Consider the following 19,536-nt stretch of genomic DNA (forward strand, 5'->3'; position numbering starts at 1 on the left):
CTCATCGCTCGACCAAGTCGGTCTTCAGGATCTTGGGCGTCACGAAGATCAGCAGTTCCTTATTGGAGTCCTGGCGAGCCGCTTGCTTAAATAGACGACCCAATACTGGAACATCACCGAGCCAAGGTACCTGTTCCTTGCTAAAGGTTTTTTCACGCTCAAAAACACCTCCAAGCACAACGGTTTCGCCATTATCAACCAGTACATTTGTCTTCACTGATCGCGTATCTATTGGCGGAGTGCCCGCAACACTACGCGACCAATCCGGGTTGTCTTTATTGACTTCCAAATCCATGATGATTCGATCATCAGGCGTGATTTGAGGGGTGACATCAAGCTGTAGAACGGCTTCCTTGAAAGCTACAGAGGTTGCGCCGCTAGATCCACCTGTCTGCTGTTGATAAGGTATTTCGGTTCCAACCTTGATCGTTGCTTTGTTTTTGTCCGATGTGATGACACGGGGGCTTGAAATGATTTCGCCGCGCCCCTCGCGCTGCATGGCGGAAAGTTCTAACTGAATCAAATACGAACCGACTTTTCCAATCAAAAAATCGATTGATCCTGACGCCGCTTGTTGAATGGTTGTTGCTGGCAGATTTGTGATAAGCGTTGCATTTCCATCATCATCTTTTAGAGTGGAATTGTAAGATGTGCCTGTGCTCGTATTAAGGCCGAAGGGGCCGGAATCATAATCTCCGACAGCCAAAACTCCATTTTGACCACCACCGATCAGAACTTCATTGCCACCAACGCTTCCCAGCGAACCTGAAGCCCCGAAGCGCACGCCGAGATCACGAGCAAAGCTATTGCTTGCTATGACGACACGCGACTCGATCATGACTTGGCGCACGGCGACATCGAGCAGGTTGACGACCCGACGCACTTCTTCGAGTGCGGTCAGCGTGTCTTGCACGATCAAGGTATTGGTCCGCTCATCGAAGCTCAGGGAACCACGCGGCGACAGGATGCCACGCTCCGAAACTCCCGCCGCCGCCGCGGCCCGAGCCAGACCGGAATCCCCAACCTGATCACGCCGCGTCGCCGAACCGGTTTGACGAGCACCCGGCGATGCCTGACCAGAGGAAGCAGCACGCCCCGCTCCGCTCAGAACAGCCGCGATGTCGGCGGCCTTGGCATAATTGACCTGGATGAACTCGGTACGCAGCGGCGCCAGTTCCTCGATCTTCTGCATCGATTCCATTTCGAGCTGCTCCTGAGCCGCAAGCTCCTGCGCCGGAGCCACCATCATGACATTGCCGTTGCGACGCATCGCCAATCCCTTGGTCTTGAGGATGATGTCGAGCGCCTGATCCCAGGGGACGTTCTTCAGGCGCAGTGTGATGTTGCCGCCGACACTGTCACTGGCCACCAGATTGAGATCGGTGAAATCGGCCAGCACCTGCAACACCGCCCGGACCTCGATGTCCTGGAAATTCAGCGAAAGACGCTCGCCATCGTAGACGACCTTCTGACGTGCGATCTCCTCTTTCTCCGCCGCCGTCAGCGCCCTGAAATCGAGCGTGAACAGCTCATCGGTCTGATAGGCCATGTAGTCGAAATCGCCCTGAGTCTGGACCTCGATCTCGACGTTGGCGCCATTCGGACGCGACTCGATCAGCGTCACGGGCGTAGCGAAGTCGACGACATCGAGCCGACGATACAGCCGCTGCGGCAGCGAGGTGTGATAGAGATCGACATAGACCCGGCTGGCCTGTTCGCGCACAGCGACCCGAGTATCGGCGCTCGGCAGCCGAATGACGACCCGACCCTCACCGGTCGAGCCGCGCCGGAAATCGATGTCGCGCACCGCCGGTCCCGCACCGGCGGTCTGACGCGACCGGGGCGGCTGACTCCAGGCGCGTGCCTCGGCCCGCGCGGCGGTCTGCACCGCTTGCGCGGCGGCGGGAGCCGGAGCCGGCGTCGACGCGGTGCGCCCCTGAGCCGCGACCTTGATCGTGATCTGGTTGCCCGAGGTACTGACGTCATAGGGCACAGGATCGGTGAGATTCAGCACCACGCGGGTGCGTCCGCCGGCCTCGACCGCGACCAGACTATGCACGGGACCGAGTCCGATCGGAACCGACTTGCTCGCGAGTCGACTGTTCACGCCCGGCAGATCCATGGCGATGCGCGCGGGCGACTCGGTCGCAAATGTCTGGGGTTGAGCGACAGGACCATTCAGGTTCAACTGGATCTGGACCTGATTACCCGGAAGGGCCGAAAATTGCACGTCCTGTAGATCAGCCGCCGGCGTCGGCATGGCCAGGGCCATCAGCAGCATGGATGCCATCCGGGAACGCACGCGCTCCCCCTTTGAACGATCGACTCCGACCGCACGATCTCTCTGACACGGGCTGTTCATGTGGTCCCCCTCCAGGATCTCATTTACTCAACGCCACCGAGGCCGCGCGCTCGCGCCATTTGCCGGGGGCGTCGGAGACGATTTCGTTCAATTGAATCGCGTCCAGGCCGATCGAAATGATCTGACCATGATTCTGTCCCATGTAATTGCCGACCGTAACACGATGCACGACCCCTTCCTTGGTGCGGATCAGGCCCCAGCGCGTACCGTCCTGCTCGAGCGTACCGACCATGCGCAGCGAGTCCAGCGGATAGCTTTCGAGTTCTTCCCTGGGCCGGTTGGGATCCGGCGCCGGACCGTCATCGGTCGCCGCCATCTGCTCGGGTTCGGACTGCACATCGGAGTGGAAGGGATCGCGCCGCTCGCCCGGCTCATAGACGAAGGTCTCGGGTGGCTCGAGTACGGGCAGCGGCTCGATAGGACCGGGCGGACGCGCATTGACCTGGCGCACATAGGACTGGAGATCACTCATGTCGTGAGAGCCGCAGCCGGCGAGCAGCAGGGCGACGGACAGCCATAGGAGTCGATGTGTGATCATCACTTCGTCTCCTCTTCCATATAGCGATAGGTCTTGACCGTGGCCTCCAGGGCAATCGGCTCACCCGCCGTGCCTTGCCCGCTCCCCCCGGAGATCTGCACGTTGTGGATGGTGACGATACGCGGCAGGGCCGCCAGCCCGCTGACGAACCGTCCGAAATCGTGATAGTTGCCGCGCACCCGGACGCGGATCGGCAGCTCGGCATAGAACTCACGCGCGATCTCGTTCTCGGGCTGGAAGAGTTCGAACTCCAGTCCATTGGCCAATCCCGTCTGCGAGACGTCGACGAGCAACGCGGCGACCTCGGTGCGATTGGGCAACTGCTTGAGCATGGCCCCGAAGGACTCCTGCATCTCGGCGAGCTGATCGCGATAGGCTTGCAGGTTCGCGGCCTTCTGCTGTTTGGTCTGTAGGCTGGTGCGCAGATCCTGTTCGGTCCTCTGCTCCTGGGCGAGCCGTTCGAGCTGACCGCTGGTGTCGTAATAGTAGGCCAGACCGCCGAGGACGACGCAGGCGATCAGGATGGCGACCGCCTTGATCGGGGCAGGCCATTCACCGAAGCTGTTCAGATCGAGTTGGTTGAGTTCGTTGAGATCCATGACGTCGGCTCCCGCGCGGATGGCTGTTTGACTCGCCCGGATGGAGGTTGCGGTCCTAACCGGCCGGCTTCGGGGCCGAAGCCTTTTTCGGTGTGACCTGACTGAACGAGAGACGGAAATGACTGAGCCCGGTCCCCGTCTTGTCCTTGTTCTCGATCAGCATGAGGCGCGGCTGACCAATGGATTGCGAACCCTCGATCCGGCGCATGAAGGCCGAGACGCGCGCATTCGATTGAGCACGCCCTTCGAGTGTGACGGTGCGTTCCGACTGTTCCAGCTTGGTCAGATAGACCCCCTCGGGCAGCGCCGTCACCAGTTCGTCGAAGAGGCGCACGATCTCAGGCCGGCTCTTCTGCAGACGCTGGATGATGTCCATGCGCGCCAGCAGGTCGGCCTTGGTCTTCTCGATCTCCGCGATCTCCTTGATCTTGCGGTCGAGCGCGGCGATCTCGGTCTTGAGATATTGATTGCGCGCCTGCTGACCGCTGATCCGGTCCTCGAAATAGAAATGCACCAGTGCGACGGCCACGGCGGTCAGACCGAGCGCGATCCCCAGGGCCGTCAGGAATTCCTGCCGGCGTTGCTGACGCGCCGCCTCGCGCCAGGGAAGCAGGTTGATGCGTGCCATCAGTCGAACCCTCGCAAGGCCAGGCCGACGGCCACCATCATTCCCGGCGCCTCTCGCATGAGTGACTTGGAATTGACGCGAGACGCGAACGACATCTGGCTGAATGGATTGGCGACCGTGGTGGGGATCCTGAGCCGCTCCTCCACCAGGGCATCGACTCCCGGAATGCCGGCCGAGCCGCCGGCCAGGAGTATCCGGTCGACACGGCTGAAGGTCGTCCCGGAATAGAAGAACTGGAGCGCCCGTCCGATCTGCAGGGCCAGGGCCTCCTTGAATGGGTTGAGCACATCGATCTCATAGGTGTCGGCGACATCGCCGTCGCGGATCTTCTGCGCGGACTGTTCGTCCGTGAGACCATAACGGCGCCGCACCTCTTCTCTGAGTTGCCGGCCGCCGAAATTCTGCTCGCGCGTGTACATGATCCGCCCCTCGCTGAACACGTGGAGCGTGGTGGTGGACGCCCCCACGTCCACGATGCCCAGGATGGGCGCCTCCTTGCCGTCCAGGAACATCGAACAGGCATGCTCCATGGCATAGGCCTCGACGTCGACCACCAGAGGCGTGAGTCCGGCGATCTCCAGGACACTGATGCGATCGTCGACGTTCTCGCGCCGCGAGGCGGCCAGCAACACCTCGACGAGCGCCGGATCGCTGGGCGAGGGGCCGAGGACGCTGAAATCGAGGTTGACCTCTTCGAGCGGATAGGGGATGTATTGGTCGGCTTCGAGCTGGATCTGGCTCTCCATCTCGGCGTCCTTGAGTGCGGCGGGCATATTGATGACCTTGGTGATGACCAAGGATCCCGCGAGGGCGACGGCTGCCCGCTTGGTCTTGGCGCCCGACCTGATCAGCGCGCGTCGGATGCCGTCGCCGACCACCTCGTGTTCGACGATCTTCTTCTCCACGATGGCCGTGCCCGGAAGCGGCTCGATCGCATAGTGCTCGACCCGAAAGCGTGGTACGGGCGTCGTGGCGGTCCGCGACAGTTCGATCAACTTGATGGCTGTCGTACCGATGTCGATCCCCAGGAGCGGACTGTTCTTGCGCGTGAGGCCAAACATAGTGATCTCGCTGGTCGTGTCCGTCGCGAAGTGGATGATCGTACAGACGCGTAACGGTTATGAAGATACCAAGGTTCGAGAAATACCGCGACTCATTATAGACACATCCGCCCCGATGTCGATTCCGTTGTCGAGGCCGTATCCGAGTACGTTAAACTCGATCCATCAGTCAGTTAGGCGCGTATGGCCGAGGCTCCTGCAATTTTTTCGCTGCGACGCCCGCTCCCGCCTTGACAGGAATACCAACTGTTGCACGAAAACGACACGCTGGAGGTCGCCCGATGCCCAATCCCGATCGCTCGAACAGCCGACGCGAACACCTGGCCTACGAGGCCGCGCGCATCATGGTCGAGCAGGGGCTGACCGACTTCGAGTCGGCACGACGCAAGGCCGCCGAGCGCACGGGCATCTCGGATCGGCGTCAGTGGCCCTCGAACGAAGTGCTCAAGGAGGCGGTCCTCGCGCAACGCCGGCTGTTCCAGGGCGCGGAGCACGGTCACGAGAGCCGTCTGCTCAAACACGAGGCCGTGCAGGCGATGCGGATGCTGTCGGAGTTCGAGCCGCGCCTGATCGGCCTGGCGCTGCACGGGGTGGCGGATCGGCAGCATGGCGTGGAGCTGTTCCTGTTCGCCGACCGACCTGAGGATGTGCTCTTCAAACTCGCCGACCAGGGCATCCCCTGGCGCGAGGGCGAACGCACACTGCGCTATGCGGGCGGGCAGCGCAAGGTCCATCCCGCCTTTGGATTCCTGGCCGGCGGGATTCCGGTCGAATTGATCGTGCTGTCGCCGCGCGCCCGTCGTCAGCCGCCGCTCGATCCCGTCACGGACCGGCCCAGTCTGGGCGCGGATCTCGCGGATGTGGAGCGGATGCTGAACGAGGGGGCTTGAATCGCGCCGGCGTCAGCGCTTGGAGATCGGCAGATAGTCGCGCTGGTTCGGCCCACGGTAGATCTGGCGCGGCCGGCCGATGCGGTTGTTGGGGTCGTCCATCATCTCCAGCCAGTGTGAGACCCAGCCGACGGTGCGCGCGACGGCAAACATGACGGTGAACATGTTGCGTGGGATGCCGAGCGCCTGATAGATGATGCCGGAGTAGAAGTCGACGTTCGGATAGAGCTTGCGTTCGACGAAATACTCGTCGTTGAGCGCGATCTCTTCGAGCTTCATCGCCAGCTCGAACAGCGGATTGTTGGTGTCGGCCAGCTCGTCGAGCACCTGATAGCAGACCTCGCGGATGATCTTGGCGCGTGGGTCGTAGTTCTTGTAGACCCGATGGCCGAAGCCCATCAGCCGGAAGGGGTCGTCCTTGTCCTTGGCCTTCTCGATGTATTTCGGGACGTTCTTGACGTCGCCGATCTCCAGCAGCATGTCGAGCACGGCCTCGTTGGCCCCACCATGCGCCGGACCCCAGAGCGAGGCGATGCCGGCGGCGATGCAGGCGAAGGGATTGGCCCCCGAACTTCCGGCCAGACGCACGGTCGAGGTGCTGGCGTTCTGCTCATGATCGGCGTGGAGGATGAACAGCAGGTTCATCGCCTTCTCGGCGATCAGGGTCGGCTTGTAGTCCTCGCAGGGCGTGGCGAACATCATGCGCAGGAAGTTGGCGCAATAGCGCAGATCGTTGCGCGGATAGATGATCGGCTCGCCGACGCTGTGCTTGTAGGCTGCCGCCGCGATGGTGGGGATCTTGGCGATCAGACGATGGGCGGCGATCTCGCGATGACGCGGGTCGTTGACGCTGAGCGAGTCGTGATAGAAGGCCGAGAGCGAGCCGACGACGCCCATGAGCATGGCCATAGGATGGGCGTCGTAGTGGAACCCGTTGAGGAAGTTCTTCAGGTTCTCATTGAGCATGGTGTGACGCATGATCAACCGCTCGAAACCGACCAGTTCCTTCTCGCCCGGCAGATCGCCGTAGAGCAGCAGATAGGCGACCTCCAGGAAGCTCGCCTTGGTGGCCAGTTGCTCGATTGGATAGCCGCGATAGAGCAGGATCCCCTGTTCGCCGTCGATATAGGTGATGTGGCTGTTGCAGCTGGCCGTCGACATGAAGCCCGGATCATAGGTGAAGAATCCGGCCTCTTTGTACAGCGAGGAGATGTCGACGGCGGGCGGCCCCATCGTACCCTGTCGCAGGGGGAAGTCACGGCGCTCACCGGTGACGTTGTTGATGACGGTGATGGTTTCGTTCGTCATGGGCTCGCTCCTGGACGAGTCGTTCGACGCCGACATGCGTCGGGCGCCGAACCCTACCGGTTAGTGGTCCATAGATCCGAATCGACGCCTGCGGGCGGGTCGATTTCAGTGGTCGGTCGGAAGTCGGGCCACGCCGCCGTCGATGGCCGCGCGCGCGACGGCGGCGGGCACGCGCTCGCGCAGACGCGGGTCGAACGGCTTGGGAATGATGTAGTCCGGCCCGAAGCTCAGTTCCTTCAGCCCGTAGGCTTCCAACACCTCGGCCGGGACGGGTTCGCGGGCGAGGGCGCGCAGCGCCTCGACGGCGGCGATCTGCATGGCCTCGTTGATGCGCGAGGCCCGCACGTCGAGCGCGCCGCGGAAGATGAAGGGGAAGCCGAGCACGTTGTTGATCTGGTTCGGATAGTCCGAACGCCCGGTGGCCATCACCAGATCGTCGCGTACCGCCAGCGCCACGGCCGGGCGGATCTCGGGCACCGGATTGGAGAGGGCGAAGACGATCGGACGCGGCGCCATGGCGGCGACCATCTCGGGCGCGACCAGATCCGGCCCGGAGACGCCGATGAAGACGTCCGCGCCCTCCATGGCCTCGGCCAGGGTGCGTTTCTCGGTCTCGACCGCCACGCCGAACTTGTAGGGATTCAGATCCTGACGACCGAGATGGATGATGCCCTGACGGTCGACGCAGAAGATGTTGTCGCGGTGCGCACCGAGCGCCAGCAGTAGACGCACGCCGGCGATCCCGGCCGCGCCGGCGCCCAGCACCACGATGCGGGCCTCGGCGAGCGTCTTGCCTTGCAGCTCCAGGGCATTGAGCAGACCGGCGGCGATGATGATGGCGGTGCCGTGCTGATCGTCGTGGAAGACCGGGATGTCGAGCTGTTCGATGAGCGCCTGCTCGATCTCGAAGCAGTGCGGGGCGGCGATGTCTTCCAGGTTGATGCCGCCGAAGGTCGGAGCGATACGCGCCACCGTCTCGATGAAGGCCTGCGGACTCTCGGCGTCGACCTCGATGTCGAAGCAATCGATGTCGGCGAAGCGTTTGAAGAGCACCGCCTTGCCTTCCATGACGGGTTTGCCGGCCAGTCCGCCGACATTGCCCAGACCGAGCACGGCGGTGCCGTCAGTGATGACCGCGACCAGATTGCCCTTGTTGGTATAGCTGTAGGCGAGATCCGGGTCGGCGTGGATCCGGCGCACGGGCTCGGCCACGCCCGGCGTATAAGCCAGCGAGAGATCGTGCTGGGTCACCGCCGGCTTGGTGACCTCGGTGCCGATCTTGCCCGGTCGCGGCAGGGCGTGGAAGTCGAGCGCCTGACGATTGAGGTCGGCGTCCGGATGGGCCTTGTTCTGCGAATCGGTCACGATGGTCTCCGCATGAGATGAGGAAGGCGCCCAGGGTCGACGAGCTTCCGAGTCAATGAGGCTGGGGTGACATGGCGGAACACGCGCGCGGGCGGACGAACAGGGCGCCATGATCGTCGCGCACGGGCGGCGAGTCAAATGGATGACGCCGAATCGATAGAGTGGGGCAATATCGAATCACCCGAGAAGCGGGTGATCCCGATGATGGATGAACGCGAACGCGCGCTTCACACAGCGACTCGCGCGCAGACGAACAGACGCCGAACCAGGGGGCTGGTGCGGCGCCTATCGGCGAAGGGCGATCTCGGACTGCGCCGGACGGTCGATGCGCGGGAAGACCCTGCCGGCAGATCCCGTGGATCTCAGCGGGAATACTTGCGACGGAACTTGTCGACGCGACCGGCGGTGTCGAGCACCTTCTGCTTGCCGGTATAGAAGGGATGGCAGGCGGAGCAGACTTCCACGTGCATCTCCTTGCCCTTGGTGGAGCGCGTCGTGAATTCGTTGCCGCAGCTGCAGACCACCTTCACGTCATGGTATTCGGGGTGGATTCCTTCTTTCATGATGACCCTTTGGCCCACATGGGCGTAAAAATTCTTGTAAAACGCGGCAATTTACCAGTTCGAATCCAGGCACGCAATCACTGCAAGCGATGCGCGATCGGTCAGGAGACGAACCGCGCGACCAGATCGTCGAGAAAATCACGCCCGAGTGGGGTAGGGGTGAGATGATCACGGCTGAGATCGAGCAACCCATCGCGCACGGCGGCCTGTACTTCAGGCGCGATCCGTGACCAGGGCAGTCCGGTGGTCGCGGTGAAGAGCGCCGTCTCGAACCCATCGGTGAGCCGAAAGGCGTTCAGGGCGAATTCGAGCACCAGGTCCGATTCGCTCAGGAAGCGCCGCGTTCCGAGCGGTCGGCGGGGATCGGCGTCCAGATAGCGATCCGGACGGGCCGGTTTCTCGGTGCGCCGGACGCGCCAAGGCGCGGAGTCGTCTTCCGGTGTGCGGCGCTCGGTCAGCTTGCCGTGCGCTCCGGCACCGATGCCCAGATAGTCGCCGAAACGCCAGTAATTGAGATTGTGCCGGCACCGGCGTCCGGGACGCGCATAGGCCGAGGTCTCATAGCGTCCATAACCGGCGGCCTCCAGACACTCGGCGCCCTCGACGCTCATATCGGCGACGAGATCGGCGTCCGGCAGTTCGGGCGGACAGGCGCCGAACGCGGTGCCGGGTTCGACGGTGAGCTGATAGTAGGAGACGTGCTCGGGTTCCAGCGCGATCAGTGCCTCCAGGTCTGCGCGCGCCGTCTCCAGCGTCTGACCGGGCAGACCGAACATCAGATCCAGATTGAGGTTGTCGAACCCCTGAGCGCGCGCGATGCGCACCGCTTCGCGGGCCTCGTCGGGCGTGTGGATGCGTCCGAGTCGTTCCAGATGCCCTGCCGATAGGCTCTGCACGCCGATCGAGAGCCGATCGACACCCGCCTCGCGATAGGCGGCGAAATGCGCGGCATCGACCGTGCCCGGATTGGCCTCCAGGGTGATCTCGGCGTTGGGGATCAGTTCGACGCGCGCGCGGATGCCGTCGAGCAGACGACGGATCGCCGCGCCTGGGAACAGGCTCGGCGTGCCGCCGCCGATGAAGATCGAACCGATCGGACGACGTGCCGCCGGCTCGCGAAGCTCCAGGTCGAGATCCAGCAACAGCCGTTCGACATAGGCATCGAACGGCGGCGCCTCACGGCCGTCCGGATGCGAGTTGAAGTCGCAATAGGGACACTTGCGCACGCACCAGGGCAGATGGACGTAGAGCGCCGGCGGTCGCTGTAAAGGCGCGAACGAATCCACGGGCTATGGCGCTCGTCTGGTCCGCTCAGCGCCCCTTGTTGAGGCTTTCCTGAAGCAGGGCACCGAAGCTGCCCATGGTCTTCTCAGCCGGCTTGGCCGCCGGCGGCTTAGTGACGGCGACGACCACGGCGGCCGTTGGATCGACCTCGCGGCTCTCGTCGAGCGAGAGACTGATACGCCGCCGCTCCAGATCCACGCCAAGCACGGTCGCCGTCACCTCATCGCCTTCCTTGAGCACCTCGCTCGGATGCTGGACGCGCCGACCGGCGCCCAGTTCGCTGATATGGACCAGGCCATCGACACCGGGCGCCAGCTCGATGAAGGCGCCGAACGGCTGCAAGCGCGCGACACGGCCCTGAATGCGCGTGCCGGCCGGGAACTGCTCGATGGCGTCGAGCCAGGGATCGCGGCTCAGGGCGCGGATGGAGAGCGCGATCTTCTCGCGCTTCTTGCCGTCGGTCGCCGGCTCGATGCGCAGCACACTGACCTCGACCTGCCGGCCGGGCTGCAACACCTCCTTGGGGTGCTTGACGTGGCCGAAGGCGAGCTGGCTGATGTGGATCATGCCCTCCAGTCCGCCGAGATCGACGAAGGCGCCATAGTCCTTGAGCGAGGTCACGGTGCCGGTGAGGACCGCGCCTTCCTTGAGCTGGGCGCGCAGTTCCTCGGCCTTGATGCGCTGTTCTTCTTCCAGTAGCGCGCGGCGCGAGACCACCAGATTGGGCCGACGTCCGCCCTCGAACTTGGTGATCCGGAAGTCGAGCTTCCGGCCGACGAATTCGGACAGATCCTCGATGAAGCGGATATCGATCTGCGAGGCCGGGCAGAAGGCACGGATACCGGCGACCCGGACCTCGCACCCGCCCTTGACCGCGCCCGTCACCTGACCCTGGACCGGCAGGCCCTGACGATAGGCGCGTTCGAGTTCGTCGAGACCATGGTATTTGTGCCCATGCTGGCTGCCGAGCAGCAGCATCCCGCTCTCTTCGTCCTTGCCGGTGACATGGGTCTCGACGGTGTCGCCGACGGCGTACTTGAGTTGGCCCTCGGCGTCGCGGATCGCGGCCAGATCGAGCCGACCCTCGGACTTGGCGCCCAGGTCGACGAAGGCGAACTCCTCGCCGATCGCGATCAGGGTGCCGCTGACCTTGTCGCCCACGGTCGGCTCACCTTTCTGGGCCTGTGGATGGGTCTGGTCGAACTCGTTGAGCAGATCTTCGAAGCTTGCGGACTCGGACATGGTGGGACGAACGCCGTGGGATATGGATGAAACGGACTATTGTAGGGCGGATCGTGCTTGAGATCGCGGATTATTCGGATGGCCAGTGCTCGTCGAGCGCCTCGGTGCTCGTCCAGGGACAATCGGATGGGAAGCGATCGAACGCAATACCGGTTTCCTTGGTCGCCAGGGTGCGCGCATCCAGCCAGGCATCGGACCACCAATCCGGATCGTCGAGACAGGATTTGAGGCTGGGCGTTTTGCGCAGACGGCGGGCTAGGGCGCGTCGCTGTTCGCGAATCGTACTTTCCCAACTCGCGCCGCGTTGCTCCGGCTGATAGCGCCACTTGAGCAAATGGCTCAGCAGTATGGCCATACGATTGGCCAACTCGCGTTGTTCGCTCTTGCCCACGTCCTCGATCTCCTCGGCGATATGTGCGATGTCCAGCAGATCGAATCGTCCGGCGCGCAACAGTCCGGCCTGCTCGTTGGCCCAGGCAATGATGTCGGATTCGTAGCTGTGCATGTGGGCGATCTCCAAGGCTATCTCTGAAGCGTCCAAGCGTCTAAACGGCTTCCAGCCGTGCATAGGTCAGCACCAGCCATTTGGCCCCGACGCTGCCCTTGAAGTCGATCTGGATACGTGCCTGGGCGCCGCGTCCTTCGCTGTTGAGCACCACGCCCTCGCCGAACTTGGGATGACGCACGCGCTGGCCGAGCCGGTAGCCTGCGGGCGCCTGGGCGCCGGCCGAATGCTTGGCCGGACTACCGATAGCGGATTTCGGCGCAAACGCCGGCCGGGCGACACCGCCGCCGCGGACTTCCTCGATCAATTCGGGCGGGATCTCGCGCAGGAAGCGCGACGGCGCCGGATATTCCTCGCGTCCATAGAGCCGCCGACTCTCGGCCTGAGTGAGATAGAGCCGGCGCATGGCGCGCGTCATGCCGACGTAGCACAGCCGCCGCTCTTCCTCCAGCCGCGCCGGATCGTCAGCCGAGAGGCTGTGCGGAAACAGCCCTTCCTCCATTCCGGCCAGGAACACCAGCGGAAACTCCAGCCCCTTGGCGCTATGCAGCGTCATGAGCTGCACGCTGTCCTCGAACGGATCGGCTTCAGCCTCGCCGGCCTCCAGCGCGGCATGGGCCAGGAAGGCACCGAGCGGATCGCCTTCCTCGTCGGACAGATCCTGCTCGAACCGGCTGACGGTCTCGACGAGCTGCTCCAGGTTCTCGATCCGATCCTGCCCCTTGCCGTCCTTGCTGTTCTTAAAGTGCTCGATCAATCTGGTCACTTCGATCACGCGGTCAGCGATTTCGCTGAGCGCGCGACCCTCACTCGCTTCACGCTGACTATCGATCAGATCGAGAAAGCCGCGTAGCGCGTTGCTCGCGCGCGGGCTGAATGCCCCGCTCGTGCTGAGTTCGCGCGCCGCTCGCCACAACGAGACGCCGGCCGCACGTGCCTGCTCACGCACCAGATCGACCGTGCGCTCACCGATGCCGCGTGTAGGCAGGTTCACCACCCGCTCGAACGAGGCATCGTCGTCCGGATTGGCGATCAGACGCAGATAGGCGAGCGCGTCGCGGATCTCGGCACGCTCGAAGAAACGCAGCCCACCATAGACCCGATAGGGGATACCGGCCTGGATCAGCGCTTCCTCGAACAGCCGTGACTGGGCCGTGGTGCGGTAGAGGATGGCGCATTCATCGCGCCGATGCCCCTCGTCGATGAAGCGGCGAATGCGCTCGATGACGAAGCGCGCCTCGTCGACCTCGTTGAAGGCCGTATAGAGGCGGATCGGCTCACCGGCGTCGTCCTGGGTCCAGAGGTTCTTGCCCAGTCGCGTGGGGTTGTTGGCGATCAGCGCATTGGCGGCGGCCAGGATGGTGCCGGTGGAACGGTAGTTCTGTTCCAGCCGGATGGTTTGGGTCGTCGGGTAGTCCTTCTGGAACGACTGGATGTTCTCGACCTTGGCCCCGCGCCAGCCGTAGATGGACTGATCGTCGTCGCCGACGGCGAACAGATGATTGTCGCTGCCGGCGAGCAGACGCAGCCAGGCGTACTGGATGGCATTGGTGTCCTGGAACTCGTCGACCAGGATATGAGCGAAGCGTCGCTGATAATGACCGAGGATGTCCGCCCGCTCGCGCAGCAGCTCCAACGTGCACAGCAGCAGATCCGCGAAGTCGAGCGACCCACTGCGAATGCGCGCCGTTTCGTATTCGCGATAGACCGCGATCATCTTGTCCCGAACGAAGTCGCCGGTCTCGGACAGGTGATGCGGACGCAGTCCCTCGTCCTTCTGGCGATTGATGAAGCCCTGGATCTGACGGGGCGGCCAGCGGGCCTCGTCGATCTGCATCTCCTTGAGCAGGCGCTTGATGAGCCGAAGCTGATCGTCCGAGTCGAGGATCTGGAACTGCTGGGGCAGACCCGCATCCTGCCAGTGCGCGCGCAGAAAGCGATGGGCGAGACCATGGAAGGTACCGACCCACATGCCGCCGACCGGAGTGCCGAGCATCTCGTCGAGTCGACCGCGCATCTCGCGTGCGGCCTTGTTGGTGAAGGTGACGGCCAGTATCGACCAGGGCTGGACCTGTTGGACCTGAAGCAGCCAGGCGATGCGGTGAACGAGCACGCGCGTCTTGCCCGATCCGGCACCGGCAAGGATCAGCAGATGGCCGGGATCGGCGGAAACGGCTTCGCGTTGCGCCGCGTTGAGTGAGTTGAGCAGGGGGGAAACGTCCATCGGGCGATTTTAAACCGACGACCTCTTAATAACTATCTTATATAGATATAAAGATAGTAGTTATAAGGTCTGTGGATAAGTGGATAAGTCTGATTTTTCAATATTGATCAGTGTGTTGAGAGCAAAGACGGCTGTGGATAACCTGTGAGTGAAATGTGCATAGAAAACACCCTGATTTTTTGCGCACACATTATCAACAAGTTATCCACAGGGTTTTCAACAGGTTATCCATTTTCAAGTCATTGATTTTCAAGATTAAAATTTAGCCCACAATCTACGCCTTCGACAGTTCTCGCGCAAGGGCGTACCCGAGAGCCCTCGCCGTAGTAGAATGCACGGCTCGACCCCTGGTTTTCACCCCATTCAAGATCGAGCCCGATTCATGACCCAGCTGCAAAACGACACCTTCCTGCGCGCCCTGATGCGCGAACCCGTTGATTACACACCGGTTTGGATGATGCGCCAGGCCGGACGCTATCTGCCCGAGTACCGTGCCGCGCGCGCCAAGGCCGGCAGCTTCATGGATCTGTGCAAGAATCCGGAGCTGGCCTGCGAGGTCACGCTCCAGCCGCTCGAGCGCTATCCGCTCGATGCCGCCATCCTGTTCTCCGACATCCTGACCGTGCCCGATGCCATGGGCCTGGGTCTGTACTTCGCCGAAGGCGAGGGTCCGAACTTCGAACGCCCGGTGCGCACAGCCGCCGACGTCGAGAAACTGCCGATCCCGGACCCGGAAGGCGAACTGAAGTACGTGATGGACGCCGTCTCCACCATTCGCGGCGCGCTCAACGGCCGCGTGCCGCTGATCGGCTTCTCCGGCAGCCCCTGGACCCTGGCGACCTACATGGTCGAGGGCAGCGGCGGCAAGAATTTCTCCAAGATCAAGGCGATGATGTTCGACCAGCCGGCGCTGCTGCATCGCCTGCTGGAAAAGGTCGCCGACTCGGTGACCACCTACCTCAACGCCCAGGTCGCACGCGGCGCCCAGGCGACCATGATCTTCGACACCTGGGGCGGCTCGCTGGCGCCGGCCAACTATCGCGAGTTCTCGCTGGCCTACATGCAGCGCGTGGTCGAGGGTCTGACCCGCGAGGCCGAGGGCCGCAAGGTGCCGGTGATCCTGTTCACCAAGAACGGCGGTCAGTGGCTCGGCGACATGGCCAAGACCGGCTGTGACGCACTCGGCGTCGACTGGACCACGGATCTGGCCGATGCGCGCCGGATGGTCGAGGATCGGGTCGCGCTCCAGGGCAACATGGACCCCTGCACCCTCTATGCCTCGCCCGAGCGCATCCGTGAAGAGGTCGCACGCGTCCTGGCCAGCTATGGTCACGGCTCGGGCCATGTCTTCAACCTGGGCCACGGCATCACCACGGACGTCGATCCCGAGCGCCCGGCGGCCATGATCGCCGCCGTGCACGAGCTCAGCCGCGCCTATCACGCCTGATCGCGTTCGGTTCGACCACGACAGCCCAAGGCCCGAGTGTCGACCGGCGGGGGGCGCCGTGAATCCGTCCCTGGAGGCTTGATGGCCGCATCCATGCGGCCAACACCCCCGCCGGTCGACACTCGGGCCGCCAACGCCCCGGTCAGCTCGAAAGCCCTGAAGCCCCAAAACCTACCCCTTCTCGCGCCACACGGTCGTGTAGAGATCGTGCCGGCGATCCTTGAGGTTCTGCACCGTCCCGCCGTTGTGCGCCGCCCGTAGCGCCTCCAGCCGTAGATCGGCGAAGGCCACGGTCTCGACGTTGGGCGTGGTATCGGCGGCCACACCGTCGCGGGCGAAGGGGAAGTCGCAGGGCGTCAGGATGCATCTCTGGGCGTACTGGATGTCCATGTTGTGCACGTTAGGCAGATTGCCGACGTTGCCCGACATCACGACATAGCACTGGTTCTCGACCGCGCGCGCCTGACAGCAGTAGCGCACCCGCAGATAGGACTGACGCTCGTCGGTACAGAAGGGCACGAAGACGTTGGGCATGCGCGTCGGATGCGAGCCGCCGATGATGTTGATGTTGTAGCGCACCGCCCATGTCGCGCAGGGCCTCCTTGAGCGGCGTGCCGTTTTCGGTCCTCGGTCGCCTCGTGCGCCATACTGAGTCTGTGGACTTGTCTGAACACGCGATCCACCCTACATCCAAGTCATTGATGTCTCAAGCCGCCCCGTCGTGCGCTTCGGGTAGGCGAGACCTGAAACGAGAGGATTTTTCCGGATGAATGTCATCGAGATACAGGAAACCGGCGGCCCCGAGGTGTTGCGACTGGTCGAACGTCCGCTGCCCGAACTGACCGGGCCGGACGACATTCGTGTCCGACTCTGTGCCGCCGGTGTCAATCCGATCGATACCAAGATCCGTCAACGCGGTCCGATGCTCCCGGAGGGACTGCCCGCCGTGCTCGGCTGCGATGGGGCCGGTGTGGTCGAGGCGGTCGGTGAGGACGTGACCCGCTTCAAGCCCGGCGACGAGGTCTGGTTCTGTCACGGCGGGTTGGGCGGTGCGGCCGGCAACTATGCCGAGTATCGCGTCATCGATCAGCAGTTCGTCCAGGCCAGGCCGCGCGCCGTCGGCATGGTCGAGGCCGCCGCCGCGCCCCTGGTGCTGCTGACGGCCTGGGAGGCGCTGCACGACCGGGCGCGGCTCGCTGAGGGTCAGCGGGTGCTGATCCATGCCGGGGCCGGCGGCGTCGGCCATGTCGCCATCCAGCTCGCGCGGCTGGCCGGTGCGCGTGTCTGCACCACGGTCAGCGGTCCCGAGAAGGCCGCGCTCGCGCATGAACTCGGCGCCGAGTTCTGCATCAATTATCACGACGAGGATCTGGTCGAGGCGGTCATGGACTGGACCGAAGGGCAGGGCGTCGACATCGCCCTGGACACGGTCGGCCCCGAGGTCTTCCGTCGCACCATCCCGGCCATGGCGCACTATGGCGATCTGGTGACGATCCTCGATCCCGGCCCCGAGCTGGATCTCAAGGAAGCCCGACTGCGCAATCTGCGTCTGAGCCTGGAGCTGATGCTGACCCCGATGCTCTACGATCTGCCGCGCGCCCGGCTGCATCAGGGCCAGATCCTGCGCCGTTGCGGCGATCTCATCGATCGCGGTGATCTGCGGGTGCATGTCTCACAGACCTTTGCGCTCGCCGAAGCCGCCGAGGCGCATCGTCTGCTCGAACAGGGCCATGTGACGGGCAAGCTGGTCTTGAATCTGGAGTGAGGCCGATGATCCGACCGAGGTGTGCTTGAACACCATTCCGAGTTTGAAGCGGGTGCGGGTGGCGCTGCTCTCCGATACCCACGGTGCGCTCGATCCGCGTGTGCGCGAGATCGTCGACGACTGCGATCTGGCGCTGCACGGCGGCGACATCGGTCATGCGGCGATCCTCTCCCAGCTCCAGCCGCGTCTGGGTCGGGTGCTGGCGGTCTTCGGCAACAACGACGTGGCGCGCAAGTGGCCGGAGGAAGACCGGCGATTGCTGGTGCACCTGCCCGAGTGGCTGGAGCAGCCGTTGCCCGGCGGCTCGCTGGTGCTCATCCACGGCCATCAGATCCCGGCGCGCAACCGTCATGCCCTGTTGCGCGCGCGCTTCCCCGAGGCGCGCGCCATCGTCTATGGTCACAGCCATCGGTTGGAAACGGATCTCGACGCACGGCCCTGGGTGCTCAATCCGGGCGCGGCCGGGCGCTCGCGCACCCACGGCGGACCGTCCTGTCTGGTGCTGATCGCCGACGCCGACGAATGGCGCGTCGAGAGCTACCGCTTTCCGCTGTCGGTCCCGAGACGGGGAGTGCGCTACACTCCGCGCCATGAACACTCCAAGCACCCCATCGGTCAAACCGCCCAAGTCATTGCTGCGCCAGGTCGGGCGGGCCATCGCTGATTTCCGCATGATCGGCGAGGGGGATCGCATCCTCCTCGGCGTCTCCGGCGGCAAGGACTCGCTCTCGCTCTTACAGATCCTGGCCCATCTGCGCACCTATGCCCCGGTCCGTTTCGAGCTGGCGGTCCTCACCGTCGATCCCGAGGTGCCGGGCTATGATCCGCAGCGACTGAAGGATTATTACGACCGGCTCGGTCTGACCTGGCACTATGAACAGCAGCCGCTGATGGAACAGGCCAAGACGCACATGGACGGCGATTCGTTCTGTGCCTATTGCTCGCGCATGAAGCGCGGCATCATGTACCGGCTCTGTCGCGAACATGGCTACAACGTGCTGGCGCTGGGGCAGCATCTCGACGATCTGGCCGAGAGTCTGCTGATGTCGCTGTTCCACGGCGGTCAGTTGCGCACCATGAAGGCGCACTATCGCAACCAGGACGGCGATGTGCGCATCATCCGTCCGCTGGTCTACTGCCGCGAGCGCCAGACGGCCGACTTCGCCCGTCGTGCCGGCTTGCCCGTGATCCCGGATTCCTGCCCGGCCTGCTTCACCAGGCCGACCCGACGCGAGCACATGAAAGCCTTGCTGGCGCGCGAGGAAGCCGAACACAGCACGATCTTCTCCAGTATCCTCCATGCCCTCAGGCCGATCATGGTCGAGGGCGAACTGCCTGAACCGGGCTGGACATGCCGATCCGAGCCAAGCTCGCCCTCGGACTGATCGCGATCCTCGCGCTCAACCTGCTCGCCAGTCTCCACGGTTTCCACCGCCTCACTCAGGCCGCGAGCCGCGAGGCCGAGATCCTGGAGACCTCGTCGGACATCCTGACGCTGGCCCTGAAGCTTGAGGTCGACCGGCAGGTACGTGGCATCGACCGCGAACCGACCGACCTGCTCGACCGGGTGGTCGAGTCGGCGCTCGCCCATCGCGAGACGACCCTGGCGCGCGTGCAGATCGCCGCCCGTCAGCATCAGCTCTGGAACCTGATCCTCACCGGCGCCCTGATGAGCGGCGCGGCGCTGCTGCTCATGTGGTTGGTCGATCGCTCCATCGGACGCCCGATCGCCACCGCGACGGCTGTGGCGTGACA

Annotated in this window: 19 protein-coding genes; 6 read left to right on the plus strand and 13 right to left on the minus strand. The window is 63.6% G+C overall.

The genetic code is table 11. The features are described 5' to 3' along the window. Nucleotide 1: 1 nt before the first annotated feature. From Atep_RS00230 to Atep_RS00250, 5 genes are all read right to left on the minus strand, one after another. A complete protein-coding gene (locus tag Atep_RS00230; RefSeq protein WP_236786287.1) occupies nt 2-2,281 on the minus strand; it encodes a type IV pilus secretin PilQ in 2,280 nt (759 codons plus the stop codon). 100 nt (nt 2,282-2,381) lie between these two features. Beyond that, complete coding sequence (locus tag Atep_RS00235) at nt 2,382-2,900, minus strand: pilus assembly protein PilP (RefSeq protein WP_213379450.1); 519 nt, start codon at nt 2,898-2,900, stop codon at nt 2,382-2,384. Next, the gene (locus Atep_RS00240; protein ID WP_213379452.1) at nt 2,900-3,499 is read right to left on the minus strand and encodes a type IV pilus inner membrane component PilO; all 600 of its coding nucleotides are present in this window, start codon (nt 3,497-3,499) and stop codon (nt 2,900-2,902) included. Before Atep_RS00240 ends, Atep_RS00235 begins: the two co-directional genes overlap by 1 nt. 55 nt (nt 3,500-3,554) lie before the next feature. Beyond that, nucleotides 3,555-4,127: a PilN domain-containing protein gene (locus Atep_RS00245; RefSeq protein ID WP_213379454.1), complete on the minus strand. Its 573-nt coding sequence runs from the start codon at nt 4,125-4,127 to the stop codon at nt 3,555-3,557. Beyond that, nucleotides 4,127-5,188 (minus strand): pilus assembly protein PilM, encoded by a 1,062-nt coding sequence (locus Atep_RS00250; RefSeq protein ID WP_213379456.1) that lies wholly within the window; start codon nt 5,186-5,188, stop codon nt 4,127-4,129. Before Atep_RS00250 ends, Atep_RS00245 begins: the two co-directional genes overlap by 1 nt. 281 nt (nt 5,189-5,469) lie before the next feature. Between Atep_RS00250 and Atep_RS00255 the strand changes: the two genes are divergently transcribed. Continuing rightward, complete coding sequence (locus tag Atep_RS00255) at nt 5,470-6,078, plus strand: hypothetical protein (protein ID WP_213379458.1); 609 nt, start codon at nt 5,470-5,472, stop codon at nt 6,076-6,078. A gap of 12 nt (nt 6,079-6,090) precedes the next feature. Here Atep_RS00255 and Atep_RS00260 read toward each other — a convergent pair whose 3' ends face one another. From Atep_RS00260 to uvrD, 7 genes are all read right to left on the minus strand, one after another. Next, the gene (locus tag Atep_RS00260) at nt 6,091-7,386 is read right to left on the minus strand and encodes a citrate synthase (protein ID WP_213379459.1); all 1,296 of its coding nucleotides are present in this window, start codon (nt 7,384-7,386) and stop codon (nt 6,091-6,093) included. Nucleotides 7,387-7,491: 105 nt separating this feature from the next. Continuing rightward, a complete protein-coding gene (locus Atep_RS00265) occupies nt 7,492-8,751 on the minus strand; it encodes a malic enzyme-like NAD(P)-binding protein (protein WP_213379461.1) in 1,260 nt (419 codons plus the stop codon). Nucleotides 8,752-9,113: 362 nt separating this feature from the next. Next, on the minus strand, nt 9,114-9,314 hold the full coding sequence (gene rpmE / locus Atep_RS00270; RefSeq protein ID WP_176976948.1) for a 50S ribosomal protein L31: 201 nt from the start codon (nt 9,312-9,314) through the stop codon (nt 9,114-9,116). Nucleotides 9,315-9,415: 101 nt separating this feature from the next. Then, the gene (gene hemW, locus Atep_RS00275) at nt 9,416-10,600 is read right to left on the minus strand and encodes a radical SAM family heme chaperone HemW (RefSeq protein WP_213379463.1); all 1,185 of its coding nucleotides are present in this window, start codon (nt 10,598-10,600) and stop codon (nt 9,416-9,418) included. Nucleotides 10,601-10,625: 25 nt separating this feature from the next. Beyond that, the gene (locus Atep_RS00280; protein ID WP_213379465.1) at nt 10,626-11,840 is read right to left on the minus strand and encodes a 30S ribosomal protein S1; all 1,215 of its coding nucleotides are present in this window, start codon (nt 11,838-11,840) and stop codon (nt 10,626-10,628) included. Nucleotides 11,841-11,910: 70 nt separating this feature from the next. Continuing rightward, on the minus strand, nt 11,911-12,345 hold the full coding sequence (locus Atep_RS00285) for a DUF29 domain-containing protein (protein ID WP_213379467.1): 435 nt from the start codon (nt 12,343-12,345) through the stop codon (nt 11,911-11,913). Nucleotides 12,346-12,385: 40 nt separating this feature from the next. Beyond that, nucleotides 12,386-14,569, minus strand: a complete 2,184-nt coding sequence (gene uvrD, locus Atep_RS00290; protein WP_213379469.1) for a DNA helicase II — start codon at nt 14,567-14,569, stop codon at nt 12,386-12,388. Between the two features lie 382 nt (nt 14,570-14,951). Between uvrD and hemE the strand changes: the two genes are divergently transcribed. Next, complete coding sequence (gene hemE / locus Atep_RS00295) at nt 14,952-16,016, plus strand: uroporphyrinogen decarboxylase (protein WP_213379470.1); 1,065 nt, start codon at nt 14,952-14,954, stop codon at nt 16,014-16,016. A gap of 171 nt (nt 16,017-16,187) precedes the next feature. Here the strand turns inward: hemE and Atep_RS00300 are convergent, their stop codons facing one another. Beyond that, complete coding sequence (locus Atep_RS00300; protein ID WP_236786289.1) at nt 16,188-16,595, minus strand: carbon-nitrogen hydrolase family protein; 408 nt, start codon at nt 16,593-16,595, stop codon at nt 16,188-16,190. A 187-nt stretch (nt 16,596-16,782) separates the two neighbouring features. On the opposite strand from Atep_RS00300, the gene Atep_RS00305 reads away from it, so the two are divergent. From Atep_RS00305 to Atep_RS16320, 4 genes are read left to right on the plus strand one after another with little or no spacing between them, the layout of a single operon-like run. Continuing rightward, nucleotides 16,783-17,781 carry a zinc-dependent alcohol dehydrogenase family protein gene (locus Atep_RS00305; protein ID WP_213379472.1) on the plus strand — a complete coding sequence of 333 codons (999 nt, stop codon included), beginning with the start codon at nt 16,783-16,785 and terminating at the stop codon, nt 17,779-17,781. A gap of 25 nt (nt 17,782-17,806) precedes the next feature. Next, complete coding sequence (locus Atep_RS00310) at nt 17,807-18,445, plus strand: metallophosphoesterase family protein (protein WP_213379473.1); 639 nt, start codon at nt 17,807-17,809, stop codon at nt 18,443-18,445. Next, nucleotides 18,372-19,166, plus strand: coding sequence for a PP-loop family protein (locus tag Atep_RS00315; protein WP_213379475.1), 795 nt, complete (start codon nt 18,372-18,374; stop codon nt 19,164-19,166). The genes Atep_RS00310 and Atep_RS00315 overlap by 74 nt, the downstream gene beginning before the upstream one ends. Beyond that, nucleotides 19,133-19,534, plus strand: coding sequence for a hypothetical protein (locus Atep_RS16320; protein ID WP_236786291.1), 402 nt, complete (start codon nt 19,133-19,135; stop codon nt 19,532-19,534). Before Atep_RS00315 ends, Atep_RS16320 begins: the two co-directional genes overlap by 34 nt. Nucleotides 19,535-19,536 lie beyond the last annotated feature (2 nt).

The organism is Allochromatium tepidum (assembly GCF_018409545.1).
GTDB classification, from domain to species: Bacteria; Pseudomonadota; Gammaproteobacteria; order Chromatiales; family Chromatiaceae; genus Thermochromatium; species Thermochromatium tepidum_A.